13 protein-coding genes and 1 pseudogene are annotated in these 16,185 nt (G+C 27.7%); 9 read left to right on the top strand and 5 right to left on the bottom strand.

The window, feature by feature from the left end:
* The first annotated feature begins 358 nt into the window (after positions 1–358).
* Positions 359–711, top strand: a pseudogene (locus tag IC758_RS17885) (RNHCP domain-containing protein).
* 200 nt (positions 712–911) lie between these two features.
* Here the strand turns inward: IC758_RS17885 and IC758_RS17880 are convergent.
* Positions 912–1,868 (bottom strand): diguanylate cyclase domain-containing protein, encoded by a 957-nt coding sequence (locus tag IC758_RS17880; protein ID WP_227835050.1) that lies wholly within the window; start codon positions 1,866–1,868, stop codon positions 912–914.
* A gap of 720 nt (positions 1,869–2,588) precedes the next feature.
* Here IC758_RS17880 and IC758_RS17875 point away from each other — a divergent pair.
* The 5 genes from IC758_RS17875 to IC758_RS17855 all read left to right on the top strand — a co-directional run bounded on the left by IC758_RS17875 (position 2,589) and on the right by IC758_RS17855 (position 6,414).
* Entirely contained in the window at positions 2,589–3,584 is a 996-nt protein-coding gene (locus tag IC758_RS17875) for an ATP-binding cassette domain-containing protein (RefSeq protein ID WP_227851327.1), read from the top strand.
* Complete coding sequence (locus IC758_RS17870; protein ID WP_227435633.1) at positions 3,571–4,425, top strand: ABC transporter permease; 855 nt, start codon at positions 3,571–3,573, stop codon at positions 4,423–4,425. The genes IC758_RS17875 and IC758_RS17870 overlap by 14 nt, the downstream gene beginning before the upstream one ends.
* Positions 4,425–5,216, top strand: coding sequence for an ABC transporter permease (locus tag IC758_RS17865; RefSeq protein WP_227860654.1), 792 nt, complete (start codon positions 4,425–4,427; stop codon positions 5,214–5,216). The genes IC758_RS17870 and IC758_RS17865 overlap by 1 nt, the downstream gene beginning before the upstream one ends.
* Positions 5,217–5,244: 28 nt before the next feature.
* Complete coding sequence (locus tag IC758_RS17860) at positions 5,245–5,784, top strand: CDP-alcohol phosphatidyltransferase family protein (protein WP_227835053.1); 540 nt, start codon at positions 5,245–5,247, stop codon at positions 5,782–5,784.
* A gap of 165 nt (positions 5,785–5,949) precedes the next feature.
* Complete coding sequence (locus IC758_RS17855; RefSeq protein WP_227435640.1) at positions 5,950–6,414, top strand: hypothetical protein; 465 nt, start codon at positions 5,950–5,952, stop codon at positions 6,412–6,414.
* Between the two features lie 155 nt (positions 6,415–6,569).
* Here IC758_RS17855 and IC758_RS17850 read toward each other — a convergent pair whose 3' ends face one another.
* Both IC758_RS17850 and IC758_RS17845 read right to left on the bottom strand, forming a co-directional pair.
* Positions 6,570–7,709, bottom strand: a complete 1,140-nt coding sequence (locus IC758_RS17850) for a macrolide family glycosyltransferase (protein ID WP_227435642.1) — start codon at positions 7,707–7,709, stop codon at positions 6,570–6,572.
* Between the two features lie 126 nt (positions 7,710–7,835).
* Complete coding sequence (locus IC758_RS17845) at positions 7,836–8,051, bottom strand: TetR/AcrR family transcriptional regulator (RefSeq protein WP_227435644.1); 216 nt, start codon at positions 8,049–8,051, stop codon at positions 7,836–7,838.
* A gap of 354 nt (positions 8,052–8,405) precedes the next feature.
* On the opposite strand from IC758_RS17845, the gene IC758_RS17840 reads away from it, so the two are divergent.
* The 3 genes from IC758_RS17840 (at position 8,406) to IC758_RS17830 (ending at position 10,985) form a co-directional block, all read left to right on the top strand.
* Entirely contained in the window at positions 8,406–9,056 is a 651-nt protein-coding gene (locus IC758_RS17840; RefSeq protein ID WP_227435647.1) for a PadR family transcriptional regulator, read from the top strand.
* A 1-nt stretch (position 9,057) separates the two neighbouring features.
* Positions 9,058–10,008, top strand: coding sequence for an SDR family NAD(P)-dependent oxidoreductase (locus tag IC758_RS17835; RefSeq protein ID WP_227860652.1), 951 nt, complete (start codon positions 9,058–9,060; stop codon positions 10,006–10,008).
* A gap of 263 nt (positions 10,009–10,271) precedes the next feature.
* Positions 10,272–10,985: a response regulator transcription factor gene (locus IC758_RS17830; protein WP_227835057.1), complete on the top strand. Its 714-nt coding sequence runs from the start codon at positions 10,272–10,274 to the stop codon at positions 10,983–10,985.
* A gap of 75 nt (positions 10,986–11,060) precedes the next feature.
* On the opposite strand, the gene IC758_RS17825 is transcribed toward IC758_RS17830, so the two are convergent.
* Together IC758_RS17825 and mgtA are read right to left on the bottom strand one after the other, a co-directional pair.
* A complete protein-coding gene (locus IC758_RS17825) occupies positions 11,061–12,590 on the bottom strand; it encodes an ABC-F family ATP-binding cassette domain-containing protein (protein ID WP_227860651.1) in 1,530 nt (509 codons plus the stop codon).
* A 661-nt stretch (positions 12,591–13,251) separates the two neighbouring features.
* On the bottom strand, positions 13,252–15,942 hold the full coding sequence (gene mgtA, locus IC758_RS17820) for a magnesium-translocating P-type ATPase (protein ID WP_227860650.1): 2,691 nt from the start codon (positions 15,940–15,942) through the stop codon (positions 13,252–13,254).
* Between the last annotated feature and the right edge of the window lie 243 nt (positions 15,943–16,185).

The raw sequence follows: 16,185 nt of genomic DNA, 5'->3' as shown, positions 1-16,185 counted from the left end.
AAACCTAAATATATGAGTATGTTAAACTACACTTGAATATAAAAATATTTTATAGTAAAGTATCAGTAATAATATTAGTGAATGAGTGTCTTGCTCAGCATTTATAGATAACTAACATATGACAACAAATAATAATATTATTACATATTACTTTGTTAAATTGTGGTGTAGTGGGCTTTAATTTGCTATACCTTTATTAATTTTACATAGAGTTATTTTGAATATAATTATGTTGAAATAGAAAAGATTAAATTTTCCAGTCTACAGGAGTTTTCTATTTTTGTGTAGGTAAATATGTATATCACATAAAAAGTTAGATATAAATACCTGTGGAATTTTTTTGTAGTAAACACAAGATATGGAGGATTCAAAAAGGAATTATCCAAATAGAAAGCGAACTTATTATCAGGATAACACCTGTCTAGATAATTTTATTTGCACGAAGTGTGCTTGCTTTGTAGTTTCAGAAGGCTCTGGGATACAACATAGAAATCACTGTACTCATTGCCTACACAGTTTCATGTGGATATTATTCCTAGTGATCGTGCCACAGATTGTGATGGTAATATGGAACACATTGGAGTATGGGTGAGAAAAAATGGTGAGTGGGCAACTATTTTGCAGAGAAGGAAAAGAAATTCAAAAACATTACAAAAACAAATAAAATCATTAAAAAACATTCTAAAAATAAATAAGATATTTCAAACCTGAGTGCAGTTGTTCTACCATATTTATTCATTTGTTGATGGATTGAAAGGCTACTTATTTATTGAAGTTCTAGTTATCAGATAGTCAGATGAACAGATACAGAGCCGATAAACTTGTTGGCGATAGCAGTATATCAGCTCTGTGTCTGTGTACTTTTTATGTTCCTTTAGCATTCATATTACAAATACATCAAATAATACTGCTTAAAACCAACTAAATTTTCCTTTGTTGTTTCTTTTTGTATAATATAGAGCATAATCAGATTGTTTATATAAAGATTGAAACGTATCTAAGTTGCTTTCTAGTTTTGATATGCCTATAGAGCAAGAATTGATATCAGAACATAACTTTGCAACTTTTTTTGCTTTATTTTCAACATCTTCCTTAGACTGATTGATATATTCAAATACAGCAAATTCATCTCCTCCAAGTCTTCCAATAATAGCATTATTGGTAAACACTTTAGTCAAAACATTAGCAAATTGTATTAATATTTCATCTCCTCTAATATGACCAAATATATCATTTATTTGTTTAAAATTATCTAAATCAAAAATATAAAAATACCCACATGAAGTAGTTTCTAGCATTTCTTTTATATGTACTTCAAAAAAATGACGATTATATAATCCAGTCATAAGGTCTTTTTCTGATTTCAACTTAAATTCATTAGCCATAGCTAGAGCTTCTTTTGCTTTTTCAGTTATTGTTTTAGGATAGTATTCATCTTTTACCTGATCAAAGTTTGGAATAGAATGGTGTATATGGAGCAGTGTGATTTTACCATCTATAACTTTATATACCATAGTAAATCGAGTATCCATTTCTACATAGATGTCTCTTTCTAAGTACTCTTCTTCTATTACCCATAGAGTTCCATATACTATAAAAGTTTCATTTGTAACTTTAGTACATGAGTACCACTCATCTATAATTTTAAAATTTATTTCTTCTGATTCTATTTGGTCTTTTTCAAGATTTATAATGAAGTTCTCTAATGATGTATAGAATTCATGTTTTCCTGTTCCAAACAATGTAAAATTATCATCTAATAAAGACATGATAAATTGTAAGCCATCCTCGTCTGGATTTAAAATATAAATGTGCCAGATTTTCTTTGATAAATCACATAATTGTTCTTGTATTGTATTATTTTCCATAGAGTAACCCCTTAAGATTTGTAGTTTATAATTCTTTTAGTTAGTACTATTTATTTGGATGCTTGTGACAATATTATAATATAGAATTAAAAAAATTGCATCTGATTTGTACAAGAGTGTACTTTATAAGAAGAAGCATAGGGTAATAATTTCTGATGTAAATAATGTATTTTAAAATTTTTCTTAAAGCAATTAATGAAATTTAATTTCAATTGTAAAGAAATAAAATAAATTTAAATATATGAGCATCTTAAATTATACTTGAATATAAAAAAATTTTATGGTAAAATATCAGCAATAATATTAGTAAAGGAGTGTCTTGCTTGATGTCGGAGTTATATATAATGGTAACCAACAAGTAAATAGTTGGAGACGCATAGGTATTCTGTTTAATCAGAATTTTTAAGTGTATTTTTGATACATTTAATTGTTGTGTCTTGTTCTGCCTTTATAGATAACTAACATATGACAACAAATAATAATATTATTATATATTACTTTGTTAAATTGTGGTGTAGTGGGCTTTAATCTGCTACACCTTTATTAATTTTACATAGTGTTATTTTGAATATAATTATGTTGAAATAGAAAAGATTAAATTTTCTAGTCCACAGGAGTTTTCTGTTTTTGTGTAGGTAAATATGTATACCACATAAAAAGGCAGATATGAATACCTGTGGACTTTTTTTGTAGAAAATACAAGATATGGAGGCAATAAAAATGAGTATTATTGAGCTTAATGAACTGACTAAATCTTATAGGAGATTTGAGAAAGAACCAGGATTTATGGGAAGCATAAAATCTTTATTTAATAGAAAATATACAGAAAAAACAGCTATATCATCCCTTAATTTAAAAATAGAGGAAGGAGAATTTGTTGGATTAATAGGTAAAAATGGAGCTGGAAAAACAACTCTTGTCAAAATAATGACTGGAATTATTGCTCCATCTTCTGGAAAAATTTCTGTCATGGGTTATTATCCAAATAAGTTAGAAAATAACTTTAAAAAACAATATGCTGTTGTTATGGGGCAAAAAAGTCAGCTATTTTTTGAATTGACGCCAGCAGATACATTTCTTTTATTTAAAGAGTTATATGATATATCTGATGAAGAGTATAAAAAGAATTTGGATTATTTTATAGAGTTGTTTGAAGTATCTGATTATCTAAATGTTCAAGTTAGAACACTTTCTTTAGGAGAAAGAATGAAAATGGAGCTTATTGTAGCACTTCTTCATAATCCTAAAATTTTATTTTTAGATGAACCAACAATAGGTCTAGATGCAGTGGCACAAAAACAAATTAGGTATTTTCTGAAAGAAGTAAATAAGAAAAAAGGTACTACAATAATGCTTACCTCTCATTATATGGAGGATATAAAGAGCCTTTGTAGTCGAAGTATTGTCATAGAAAATAGTCATAAAATATATGATGGCTCTACAGATGAATTATTTAATCATTTTCAAAAATATAAGAAAATAACAGTTAGCTTCACTGATGAAACTAAAATTTTATTTCCAAAAGACTATAAGATTATTGAGCAAACAAAACATAAAACATCAGTAATTGTACCAAAAGAAAAAGGTAATGAAACTGTTAAATGGATTTTTGATAAGTATGATGTTGAGGATGTAACAATTGAAGAAGAAGATATAGGGAATGTTGTAGAACGAATATACAAAGAAGGATGTGAAGAGTATTATGAACAACTATAATGAAGCATATTCAAGACAATCATTGTTTTATAGATTTAAACAAAATATAAGAAAGTACTATGAAATAGCTAAAATTAATTTCAAAGTACAACTTATTTGGAGGTTTGATGTAGTAGTTAACATGATGTTTACTATTATAAAAATTTTATTTGCTTATATTTTGTGGAAGGCAATTTTTGGTGAAAATGACATAGTTTCTGGCTTTACATTTAATTCAATGTTGTCCTATTATATAATAAGTTCATTTTTATCAGGTATTGATATGTCAAGAAGTACAAGTGAGGAGATATGCAATCGTGTAAAGTTGGGTACATTTTCAAAATACATGATTATTCCGATTGGTGCACAAAATTATTTTTTTGCTAAAAATTTTGGAATGACCTTTTTTTACTTAGTATTTAATATGATTTCTGCTTTTGTATGGATTTTTATATTTAAAATAGATTTTGCTTTTACATCAAATCCAATACAAATTTTAATTTCAATTTTGATGATTTTCTTAGGGCTTATTTTTATGATGCAGCTTCATTTCTTTATTGGAATTTTATCATTTAAATTTCTAGAGATTGGTTTTTTTAGAATGATAATCGATAACATAACTGAATTTGTTACAGGAACAATGATACCGCTTGTTCTTTTGCCAGAAGTTGTAGTAAATGTTATGAAATTGTTTCCATTTTATTACACAACCTATTTACCATCTATGTTATTAATAGGTAGAAATAGTAATGATGCAGTACAAGGACTGATTATTATAGCATTATGGGTTTTATTCTTCTTTATAGTAAATAAAATTGTCTATAAGAAGATGAGAACACTATTTGATGGGGTGGGGATATAATGAAAAAAAAATTTAAAATAATATTTATGTTACTAAAAATGAAACTATCAAAAATGATGGTGTTTAGATTTGATTTTTTTGGAGCATTTTTTGTAGATAGTTCATTATTTATATTACAATTGTTAATGTTTAATGGCATTTACTCTCATGTAGATTCAATAGGAGGTTGGCAGCGTGGAGAGATGATAATATTTATAGGAACTTTTTCATTAATAAATGCTATAAATATGACCATTTTCTGTTTTGGAATTTATGATATTCCACGCAAAATTCAAGAAGGAGAATTAGATTATTATATTACAAAGCCAATAGACCCATTGTTTAGATTGACATTTGAGAATATTAATATCGGTTCATTACCTTTAGTTTTTGCAAGTATACTTATAGTTGTATATGGAGTATCTGGATTAAATTCAGAAATAAATTTTGCTATGGTACTGGCATATACATGTATGGTGTTATTGATGACATTGCTTTTTTATGATGTGTGTATTATATTTCGGACAATTCCATTTTTTGTTATATCATCCTCTGCTATAATGAGATTGGAAGATAATTTACTACCAATGAATATGAAAATTCCAGGTGTAATTTATGAAGGTATTTTTAAGCTACTATTTTATTTGATTTTACCATATGGAATTATGTCAACAATCCCAACTCAAATTTTGTCTGGGACATTAACAATAAAAGGATTAATCTACTCAATTAGTATTGTATTTGTATTTACAGTATTTATGTGGAGGTTTTGGAAATTAGGACTGAAACATTATAAAAGTGCAAGTAGTTAATAAATTTTCAGTTTAGAGGTGACAAGGAATGAAAAATATAGCAAATATTATTACTATACTTAGAATCATTTTATCAATAGCTTTGCTCAAAATAGAGATGTTTTCTTCTTTATTTTTTACAGTCTATATTATGTGTGGAGTAAGTGATTTTCTTGATGGATATATAGCTAGAAAAATGAATATAGAAAGTAAGCTTGGCTCAAGGCTTGATAGTATGGCTGATATATGTTTAGTAATATCAATGTTTATTATTATGCTTCCAGTGATAAATATTTCAAAATATATAGTATTATGGATATTAACAATTGTCCTTGTTCGAATTACATCAATAATTATAGTGATTCGTAAATACAACACATTTGCTATATTACATACATATGGAAATAAATTATCTGGTTTTATGTTATTCTGTTTACCTTTAGTTTATAATATTATGAATACAAATTTACTTGCAAGTATAGTTTGTGTTGTAGCAAGTATTTCAGCCACTGAAGAAGTAATAATACATATATTATCTAAAGAGTTAAAAATAGATATTAGTAGTATTATAGAAGTACTTATTTCATAAACCTGTTTCATATGATACTAGACAATAGAAACTAAAATTTATGTAAGTATTGATTAAAAGACGAAAAATAATTAGATTAAAGATTAAGGTATTATACTTATCATATATGATATTATAATAGCAAGATATATTAAAACTCTATTTAAATAATTATATATGATTTTTATGGGATTATATACGATTGTAGATACTATATTTGTATCTAGATTTGTAGATACAAATGCTTTATCTGCAATTAATCTTGTCTGTCCTATTATTAATATTATTGTTGGACTTGGAACCAGGCTTGCTACTGGAGGAAGTGCTATTGTAGCTTGCAAGATGGGGAATGGATATGGATGGAGCAAAGAAAATTTTTACTTTGATTATATTATCTGTAGCTATAATTGGAATACTAATTACCAGTATAGGTTTACATCATCTATGTTTACAGCATTATCTAATGGAAAGATATCTGCAATATTATCTTTTTTACGTACATTTGGTTTTATAACTATAGGTTTATTGACATTACCAAATATCTTGAATATAGATGGAATATGGTTAGCAGTGCCAATTGCTGAGTTTTTAACCTTATTTTTAACAGTTAGTTTTATATATAGATATAAGAATAAGTATAACTATATATAAATACAATAATAAATATAATTAATATATATCTTTTTCGACTGTACATCATTTAGCCCATAAGTAACGATTTTTCATTTATTTATGGGCTTTTATTGTATTCTTTCCTTTGGATTCATTCCTTAACTGACAAGTTTGTTCCTAACAACAGTACGATTTTAATGTTCTTTTACCATTTTGTTATCCATATACTGAATAATCAAATCAGCACCAAATTCATTACCACCTGCATTTCTAATTTCTTTTTGCATAAGCAATATACTTTGAGCTATAGTCGAATCATTAAGAACAGCTAAGGTAGAATTTTTAAGAATGTCACTTGTAATGTGTTTGTGAGAAATCTTTTTTCCTAAGTTTAAGCGTTCAATTTGCTGTGCGTTAGTTGGTTGGTCACTTATAAACGGAATAACCACCATAGGAACGCCAAAATAAAGAGACTCCATAACACTATTTAAGCCACCATGAGTTATAAAAACACTTGCTTTTTCTAATATTTCAAGCTGTGGTACAAAAGGGAAAATATAAAAATTATTTGGTATCTTACCTAAATCTGATATATTTATTGAATTACCAACAGATATAATGACAGTTACATTTTCATCTTTAAAAGCATTGATACATTTTTTGTAAAATGACATTGCTTTATTTACAATTGTACCTAGAGAAATATAGACCAAATTATTTTTTGATTTTGGCAATATAAATTCATTTTTTTTATTACGTTGATAAATAGAGGTACCCAGAAACTTAAATTTATTTTCTGAAAAATCTTCTGCATATGGTTGGAATTTTTTTACAGTATATACAAGATTAAGTTCTGGAGGATTTTCAGTAATCTCTTTTAACCAAGAATCAGTCTTTAATTTAATTCCCTTTGACACTTTTTTAGTCCATCTACGACATACCCATTCAAAACGAAATACACTTAACACGCCACCCGAATTAATAAATTCTTTCATCAAAACTTTATTAGTAGCTGGTGCAGTAATAATCCTAATAACAGGTTTATTGAATCTCTCTGCTATATGTTTTCCTAGAAAGAAAAAATGCTCATAAATAATTAAATCGAATTCATGTGCTACCTTTATAGAGGCTTGATAGACATTTTTTATTTGAATAGAAAGTTTTTCGTTATCTTCATAATAAAGGAAATCAGCTCCCACTTCTAAGACTTTATCTTTCCATTCTTCAGTTAGTAAGTATGTTACAGAATTACCTCTATTCACTAATTTTTCCACTAACCCAAGGGTAGGGTATACGTGTCCAGAAAAAGGTAAATTTATAAATAAAATTTTCATAATCAAACCTCCTTAAAATGTTTTTATTATATATTCACTTTGTAAATATAAGAGGTGGAACTTTTAACGTTCTACCTAAAAATTCAGAAATAACTGTATGCTGTTTATTTTTATTGGACCTTATTATTAACTAATTTGTAAAATAGTGAAATGCTCTAATGATTTGTAAAATAGCTCTTGCTTAGAGCTAAAATAATGATAAAACATTCCAACTTCTCCATTAACCTTATTTAATATCATGCTAACAGAGATGATTTCATACCCATACTTTAAAAATAATTGAATAGCAGAATCTAGTATTTCTTCTCTTTTTCCTCCTTCTAAAGCAGATTTTCTTGCCATAAAATTAGCATCTTATTCAAATAAACAGAATATTGTTCTGTTTATATTTTATAATACGATTTAGATAAAGTCAATTATAAACAGAATATTGTTCTTATAATATAAAATATTAAAGCTTACACATGTGGAAGTATGATACAAATCTTTAATTATTTATCTTAAAATATTCTAGGTGTTATCATTAAGACTATTACTGTTTTCTTATTAAAGCTATAAAATCTATATAAAATTAATTTTCTAGAGTTCTTAAAAGATTATTACTGCGATTTTAAAGGTGTTACTTTGACTTTTTTAGTGATTGATTTTATCTATTAGAAATGTTACTATTAGTAATATAAAAGGAGAGTAAATAAAATGGACAAAATTATTTTAGGATTACTTATGCTTAAGAAGCTGACAATTTATGAACTGAGAAGTGTCATAGAAATGAATTTCACTTCGATGTGTAGCAACAGTATGGGAAGTATTCAAGCGGCAATAAAAAAGTTGCTTGAAAAGAAGATGATAGTGTATGAAGAGTTTGTTGAAAATAGTGTCAATAAGAAATTTTATTCATTAACGGATGCAGGAAAAGCATGTTTTTTAGAATGGGTAGAGACGTCTATGGTTGCAGGTAAAGTGAAGGATATGGAATTAAGTAAATTATTTTTTATGGGATTTGTTCCAACACAAAAAAGATTGTCACTAATTCAATCTTATATTGTTGACCTCAAAAAGGAAAGAGAGCAGTTGGAGAATATCAAAATACAAGACATCAATGTTGCAAAATTACAGTATATTACCTATCTAGAAGAAAATCAAGAACAGTTTAATCACTTTTTACAAGATACTGAACATTCCAACATACAAAGAGATATTCAAGATATAATTGATTTTGAGTTATTGACCTTAAAGTTTGGAATTGACAGGACAAATTTTGAAATAGCATGGTTTGAAAATTTAAAGAAGAAATTAATTAATGAGTGGCCAAACAATAGTCAGAATCAAGGAAAAGGGGGTAGCTAACATGAAAGGAACTGTAATAATAACTGGAGCTAATTCAGGGATAGGAAAGGCAGCAGTATTTAAGTTTGCATCAGAGGGTTATAGGATTATAATGGCATGTCGTAATATTCAGATTAGTGAACCCGTGTGTCAGGAAATTATAGCTAAAACTAAAAATATTAATGTGGATTTGCTTCAACTAGATATTTCATCGAGACAATCAATTTATAGTTTTTGTGAGACCTATAAAAAAAAATACAATGTATTGGATATCTTAATCCATAATGCTGGACATTTTAAACATGGAGAAAAAAATTTTCAACGAAGTATTGATGGTATAGAATTAACATTTGCTACCAATCTATTTGGGCCAGTTCTTATGACCAATTTATTATTGGATATGCTTGCTAAATCAAAAAATCCTAAAATTCTAAATGTATGTAGTACAAATATAAAGCATTTTTTTGATGAAAGAAGAAAAATTAATTTTGGAGTTTTAAGTGGTGAAACTGTAGAAGATAAAGAATATAATTCTTATAAAATTTATGGAGATTCTAAAATAGCTTTACTTATGGTTACAAGTATGATGAAACAAGAATACAAGCCTTATAATATAAGTGTAAATGCAATTATGGTTCCAGCAACAAAAATGAGTAAAGAAACAATTAAGAAATTTAATTCGTATTGGAAAGTACTTGCATTTTTACAAAACATTATTATACCAAAATCAGAAATTATTGGAGAGGCTTACTTTTCGATTTGCACCTCTAATGTTTATACAGGTATGACTGGAAAACTAATAAATCACCAAGGAAAGATTGTTGAAATGGCTAATGACTCAATATCATTTATAAAAAGCATTACAAGCACAGATGTTTATCCACCTTATGTCAATAACAAAGAGACAATAGAGAAAGTATGGACTATATGTAAACAATATGTTGAAAATGCTAAATGTAATTTGCTAGCATAACACATATAATTCATAAGGTTATTATAGCAACAACATAATCTTATTAATATTTCTAAAAGGATGGAATATTCTTGATAATTCTGTTCAAACGTTATTTAATTGTTTGAATTAATATGAGAAAGATTACAATTAGCTATAATTTAATTTATAATTGATATGTACTTGATTTTGTTTAATTATTTGAATATACTTTAAGCAGAACACATAGAGTTAGAGGGTTAGTAGATAAAAGACAATAACTCTTTATTAGGAGTGATTTTACTATGGAAACATACTTTGATAAGAAAATATTACTTGTTGATGATGAAAAAGATATAATAAATTTAATTGAGGAAGTATTGATAAAGGATGGCTTTAAAAATATTGTTAAAGCTTATAATGGCTTAGATACGATTTCTTTGTGTAAGATAGAATGTCCAGATGTTGTTATTCTCGACATAATGTTACCTGATGTAGATGGCATAGAAGTGTGCAAAAAAATTAGAGAGTTTTCATATTGTTCAATTCTCTTTCTTTCATCAAAAGATGATGATATTGACAAGATACTTGGTCTTAGTAGTGGAGGAGATGATTATATAACAAAGCCATTTAGTCCAAGAGAAGTTGTTTTTAGAGTCAAATCTCAGTTGCGTAGACAACAATATCAAAGTGTTGTATCATCAGAAAATTCAATAATTAGGTTAGGTAATATTACAGTTGATACAGAAGGATGCCGTGTGTATAAAGATGAAAATGAAATTGAGTTAACAGGTAGAGAATATCAGCTTTTAAGTTATATGGCTCAAAATTTAAATAAAATTATAGGAAAAGAAAGTCTTTATGAACAGGTATGGGGTGTATATAGTAGTATATGCGACAATACAATTATGGTACATATAAGACATCTAAGAGAAAAGATTGAAGATAATCCTTCAAATCCTAAAATACTTATAACAGTCAAAGGGCTTGGATATAAGCTTGTGAATAGAGTTGATTAGGCTAAATTTTAGTGATTGTTTTTTAGGCACTCATTTATGAGTGCCTATTAATATGCTTATACTTTAGTAAAATATTTACGATTTCAAATTAAATACCTTGTCAATCCAACCTTTATAAAACTTTTCTTCGTGAGAAACTAAAATAATACTTCCCCTAAATTGTTTCAAAGCATTTTGTAAAGCATCTTTTGTTTCTGCATCAAAGTGGTTAGTTGGTTCATCTAAAATCAAGAAATTACAAGGTGACAACATCACACAACATAATTTAACCTTAGACTGTTCACCACCACTTAGTGTGGAAACACTTCTTGAAACATGTTCTTCTTTTACACCACACTTGGCTAAAGAGCGTCTGATTTCCTTTGTGCTTAATTTTGGATATATATCTGCCATTATTTGAAGTGGTGTTTTAATAGGATTTTCCCATTTTAAATCCTGCTCATAATAACCAATTTTTATCTGGTCTGAAAAGAGGAAGCTTCCAGAAATACAAGGGATATCTTTAACCAATGTTTTTAACAAAGTGGATTTACCAATTCCATTAAATCCAGTTATAACTACTTTTTGACCTGCATTAACAGAAAAATTTAATTTTGGTAGTAATGGATAATAGTATCCAACTTCAAGATTAGTTACTGTGAGTGCGTTTTGCACAGATATTTCAATTTCTGCAAATTGGATACATGGTTTTCCTGTAAAGTTAGGAGGAGCTATTTTTTCTATTCTATCCAATTGTTTTTGTCTTCCTCTTGCAATTTTTGAATTTACACCAGCCTTATTTTTACGTATAAATGTTTCTTCTTTTTCTATTTTCTTTTGTTGCGCTTGATATTTTCTAATATAATCCTCTCTTAAGTGTGATTTTTGTTTAAGAAATTCTGAGTATTTTCCATGATACTTTTTAATCATTCCAAATTCTATATCGAGAATACCTGTGGAAATTTTTTCTAGAAAGTCGAAATCATGGGAGACTACAATAAATGCACCTCTAAATGTATTTAGATAATTGGCAAGCCATTCAACATGCTCTTTGTCTAAAAAATTTGTTGGTTCATCTAATAATAAAACTTCATAATTAGAAAGTAGTAATTTTGCCATAATTACTTTTGCTCTTTGACCTCCACTAAGTTCCCCAATAATACGATTCATTCCTATTGAATCTAGTCCAAGACCATTTGCTACCTTATTTATTTCATTGTCTATAGAGTAGAAATCACTTGCTATTAATTGCTCTTGATAAGTTGATGCCTTAATAAGTTGTTGCTCATTTCCAGATATAGAACTTTCTTGATATAGCAAATTCATTTCTTTCTCTATTTTATAGAGGTCTTCAAATGCAGTGTGTAAATACAATGATATTGTTGTATCTCTATTAATATCTGCATATTGGTCCAAATGACCTATTTTGATATTAGGTTGCCACTTAATCTCTCCTGTATCTGGGATAACTTCTCCTAATAAAATTTTAATTAAGGTGCTTTTACCTACACCATTTTGGCCAACCACACATATATGTTCGCCTTTAAATAAATCAAAGTCAGCTTTTTCGTACAGTGATTTATCCATAAAACATTGTGATAAATTATTTACTTTTAATAAACTCATAATTCAAACTCCTTTTTTACTATAAAAATTTTATGAAAATAAAAAAGCAGAGGAATAGCATTATAAAATGCCGACCTCTGCTTTTGGAAAAACAAAAGGCCATAGATAAGCATTGCTATCTATGGCCATAAAATCTATATATCTATCGGCAAATAGGTAAATTTAAATAAGCATAGCTAAAAAACTACACTAAACCTATATTTGCCGATGAAGATAGAAGCTTTAAGCTTCCAGATTAACCTCTACACAACGCTTCATCATATACATTTGTGTAGAGTTAAGTTTTCTAACAAGTTTAACTAATTTTATATAAATCATAATTATTCACATCCTAATCTCAATATTAATTCTAATTCATTTATATTTAAATTGCACTATTGTACTTTTGATTTTTTTCATTTAATTTAATACATATATCACTAATTATAGCTTAAATCATGTTATCATAATACTTAATTATAGTCAATATAAAAGATATTTTTACACGAGAACTTTTATAATACAATAAGTTTAAGTTATATTATAAAAATAAAGGATATAAATTAATTACAATAAAATAGAAGCTACTTACAAGATTTTAAAAAAGTAAATAGCTTCTTTTATTTGAATATATTTTAAAATATTTATATATTATATATTATATATTATATAAATATTTAAATTATAGCAATTCTCCATATTTTTTTATAAAGATTTTTTTTATCATAGTTACCAATACCATATAAGATAAGATAGTAAAAATTAACCCTATAAAATAGATATTTGGCAGTGGAATCATACCAATAGCATTTCCAAATGATGTATAAGGTATAATAGTTCCAATTGTAATTCCTATTGTTGTTAAGAGCGTTAGTCTCCATGAAGCTCTACTTTTAACAAATGGAATGTGTGGAGTTCTTATCATATGAATAACCAATGTTTGAGACCATAAAGATTCTACAAACCATCCTGCATGAAATAGAGATATAAAACCAAGTTGACTTGTAGTATCTAAGCTATGAAAACTTCCGCCAAATACTCTTGGACATATGAAAAAATACATTAATATATATGTTGTAATATCAAATATTGAACTAGTTGGACCAATCCAAGTCATAAATTTACTTATAGATGATGAGTCCCATTTTCTTGGGATTTTTAGATAATCATCATCTACATTATCCCATGGAATAGTTATACATGAGATATCATAGATTAAGTTTAGCACTAAAATTTGAATTGGTAACATTGGTAAAAATGGTAGAAATGCACTTGCTATTAATACAGAAAACATATTGCCAAAATTAGAACTTGCTGTCACCTTTATATACTTTATAATATTTGCATATGTTTTTCTTCCTTCAATAACACCTTCTTCTAATACCATAAGGTCTTTTTCAAGCAGTATAATATTTGCACATTCCTTAGCAATATCAACAGCTGTATCAACAGATATTCCAACATCAGATTCTTTCATAGCAGCAGCATCATTTATACCATCACCCATAAAACCAACCGTATGACCATTTCTACGAAGAGATGCGACTATACGAGATTTTTGCTCTGGAGAAAGTTTTGCAAATATACTTGTACATTTCACCATTTCATCAAGTTTAGTATCACTCATGTCTTCTATATCTGAACCAAGTAGGATATTTTTAACTTTAATGCCTACTTGTTTACAAATACATTTTGTTACTGCATCATTATCACCAGTTAGGACTTTTACATCAACTCCATTTTCAAGTAATGCTTTTATAGCATTAGCTGTACTTTTTTTTGGAGGGTCTAAAAATGCAAGATAACCTATTAAAACCATGTTACTTTCGTCAGAAACTGAAAAAGAATCTATAGGTGAAGGGTTGTTTTTTTGGGCAATGCCTAAAACTCTCATCCCATCATCATTATACTTAGAAACAGTTGTAAGAATTTCCTTACGTATTTCATTAGTGATTAACTGAATATCACCTTTATATTCAACATGAGTACAAATTGATAGCATTTCTTCAATAGCACCTTTTGTAATAAGCTGAGTTTTTCCTAGTTTATTTTTAACAACTACACTCATTCTTCTTCTATTGAAATCGAATGGGATTTCATCAATTTTTGTGTAGTTTTTCCAAAGTTCTTGCATACCATGTTCATTTGCATGGTTGATAATAGCTATATCCATAAGGTTCTTAAGACCTGTTTGATGGTAACTATTTAAAAATGCATGACGAAGAACTCGTCTATCTTCCTTGCCATGAATATCAAGAGAATATTCTAAGATTACTTTATCTTGAGTCAAAGTTCCTGTTTTGTCAGTGCAAAGTATATCCATAGCACCAAAGTTTTGGATAGAACTTAAGTTTTTAACAATAACCTTTTTCTTTGACATAGCAACTGCTCCTTTTGCAAGGTTTGCAGATACTAACATTGGTAACATTTCTGGTGTAAGTCCAACTGCTACTGAAAGTGCAAACAAAAATGCTTCTGTCCAATCACCTTTTGTAAAGCCATTTACAAAGAGAACAATTGGAACCATGACAAACATAAATCTTATAAGTAACCATGAAACTGAATTAACACCCTTTTCAAAACTTGTTATAGTTTTTTTATTTGTTATTTGTTGAGCAATAGAACCAAATATAGTACAATCACCTACTGCAATGACAATAGCTATAGCTGAGCCACTGATTACATTACTACCCATAAATGCAAGGTTGTCTAAATCAAGAACATTATTTGAAGTACTTTTTTTAGTATTATAAAACTTTTCTATTGGTTCACTTTCTCCTGTAATAGAAGACTGACTAACAAATAAATCTTTAGACTGTAATATACGTACATCAGCTGGAACCATATCACCAGCAGAAAGATGGATAATATCTCCAACTACAACTTCTCTTAGTGGTATTTCCACTAATTCTTTAGAATTACGCATAACTGATATAGTAGTATTTACCATTTCACTTAGAGCTTGAGCTGCTTTTCCAGAGCGAGATTCTTGAATAAATTGCAATAGACCACTTATAGTTACCATTGTTAAGACTATAATAACTGTAGTTGCATTTTTATCATGAGGTTTTGCTAAAATAACATCTGTAATAAAGGAAATTATAGCTAAAGTAAGAAGTACAATAGTAAAGGGATTTATAAAAGATTTTATAAGTTTTTTTATAAAAGAATCACCTTTTTTTTGAGTGATTTCATTTTTGCCGTACTTATCTTGCATTTTATTAACCATTTTTTCACAATAGCCATTATAAGAATTTTCATATTCGTTTAATAAAATACAGGCGCTCATTGTAGCTGAATCAATTAAACGTTCCTTTGAAGTTGAACTAGATGAAGTTCTTGTAATAAATTTTTTATTTAATTTTTTTATCATGTCTAAATCCTCCTTAATAATTATCTGCTTTGTACAGAAAAAAGGAAGTAAAGACATAAGCCTGTGACGAAAACACATCGCTTATTTTATATTTATTAAAAACAGGTAGAAGAAATAAGACGTACAAAATAGTACATGTATTCTTCAAATAAGTGACTACTTCGCCCGACAGGGCTTATGCTACTACTACTTCCTACGTCCATTTTCTCCACCTCCTAAATTCAAAATATATAAACCTATAAT

Origin of the sequence: Clostridioides sp. ES-W-0016-02, from assembly GCF_020641035.1 — a bacterium.
GTDB lineage: Bacteria > Bacillota > Clostridia > Peptostreptococcales > Peptostreptococcaceae > Clostridioides.
Note: the sequence above shows the minus strand (reverse complement) of the source record. Positions and strands in the feature narration are given on the sequence as shown.

Excerpts from the sequence above, each read along its gene's own strand:
- IC758_RS17835 (WP_227860652.1), top strand. The coding sequence starts at position 9,058 with ATGAAAGGAACTGTAATAATAACTGGAGCTAATTCAGGGATAGGAAAG.
- IC758_RS17825 (WP_227860651.1), bottom strand. The coding sequence starts at position 12,590 with ATGAGTTTATTAAAAGTAAATAATTTATCACAATGTTTTATGGATAAA.
- IC758_RS17880 (WP_227835050.1), bottom strand. The coding sequence starts at position 1,868 with ATGGAAAATAATACAATACAAGAACAATTATGTGATTTATCAAAGAAA.
- IC758_RS17860 (WP_227835053.1), top strand. The coding sequence starts at position 5,245 with ATGAAAAATATAGCAAATATTATTACTATACTTAGAATCATTTTATCA.
- IC758_RS17850 (WP_227435642.1), bottom strand. The coding sequence starts at position 7,709 with ATGAAAATTTTATTTATAAATTTACCTTTTTCTGGACACGTATACCCT.
- IC758_RS17845 (WP_227435644.1), bottom strand. The coding sequence starts at position 8,051 with ATGGCAAGAAAATCTGCTTTAGAAGGAGGAAAAAGAGAAGAAATACTA.
- IC758_RS17840 (WP_227435647.1), top strand. The coding sequence starts at position 8,406 with ATGGACAAAATTATTTTAGGATTACTTATGCTTAAGAAGCTGACAATT.
- IC758_RS17830 (WP_227835057.1), top strand. The coding sequence starts at position 10,272 with ATGGAAACATACTTTGATAAGAAAATATTACTTGTTGATGATGAAAAA.
- IC758_RS17865 (WP_227860654.1), top strand. The coding sequence starts at position 4,425 with ATGAAAAAAAAATTTAAAATAATATTTATGTTACTAAAAATGAAACTA.
- IC758_RS17875 (WP_227851327.1), top strand. The coding sequence starts at position 2,589 with ATGAGTATTATTGAGCTTAATGAACTGACTAAATCTTATAGGAGATTT.
- IC758_RS17855 (WP_227435640.1), top strand. The coding sequence starts at position 5,950 with ATGGGATTATATACGATTGTAGATACTATATTTGTATCTAGATTTGTA.
- IC758_RS17870 (WP_227435633.1), top strand. The coding sequence starts at position 3,571 with ATGAACAACTATAATGAAGCATATTCAAGACAATCATTGTTTTATAGA.
- mgtA (WP_227860650.1), bottom strand. The coding sequence starts at position 15,942 with ATGATAAAAAAATTAAATAAAAAATTTATTACAAGAACTTCATCTAGT.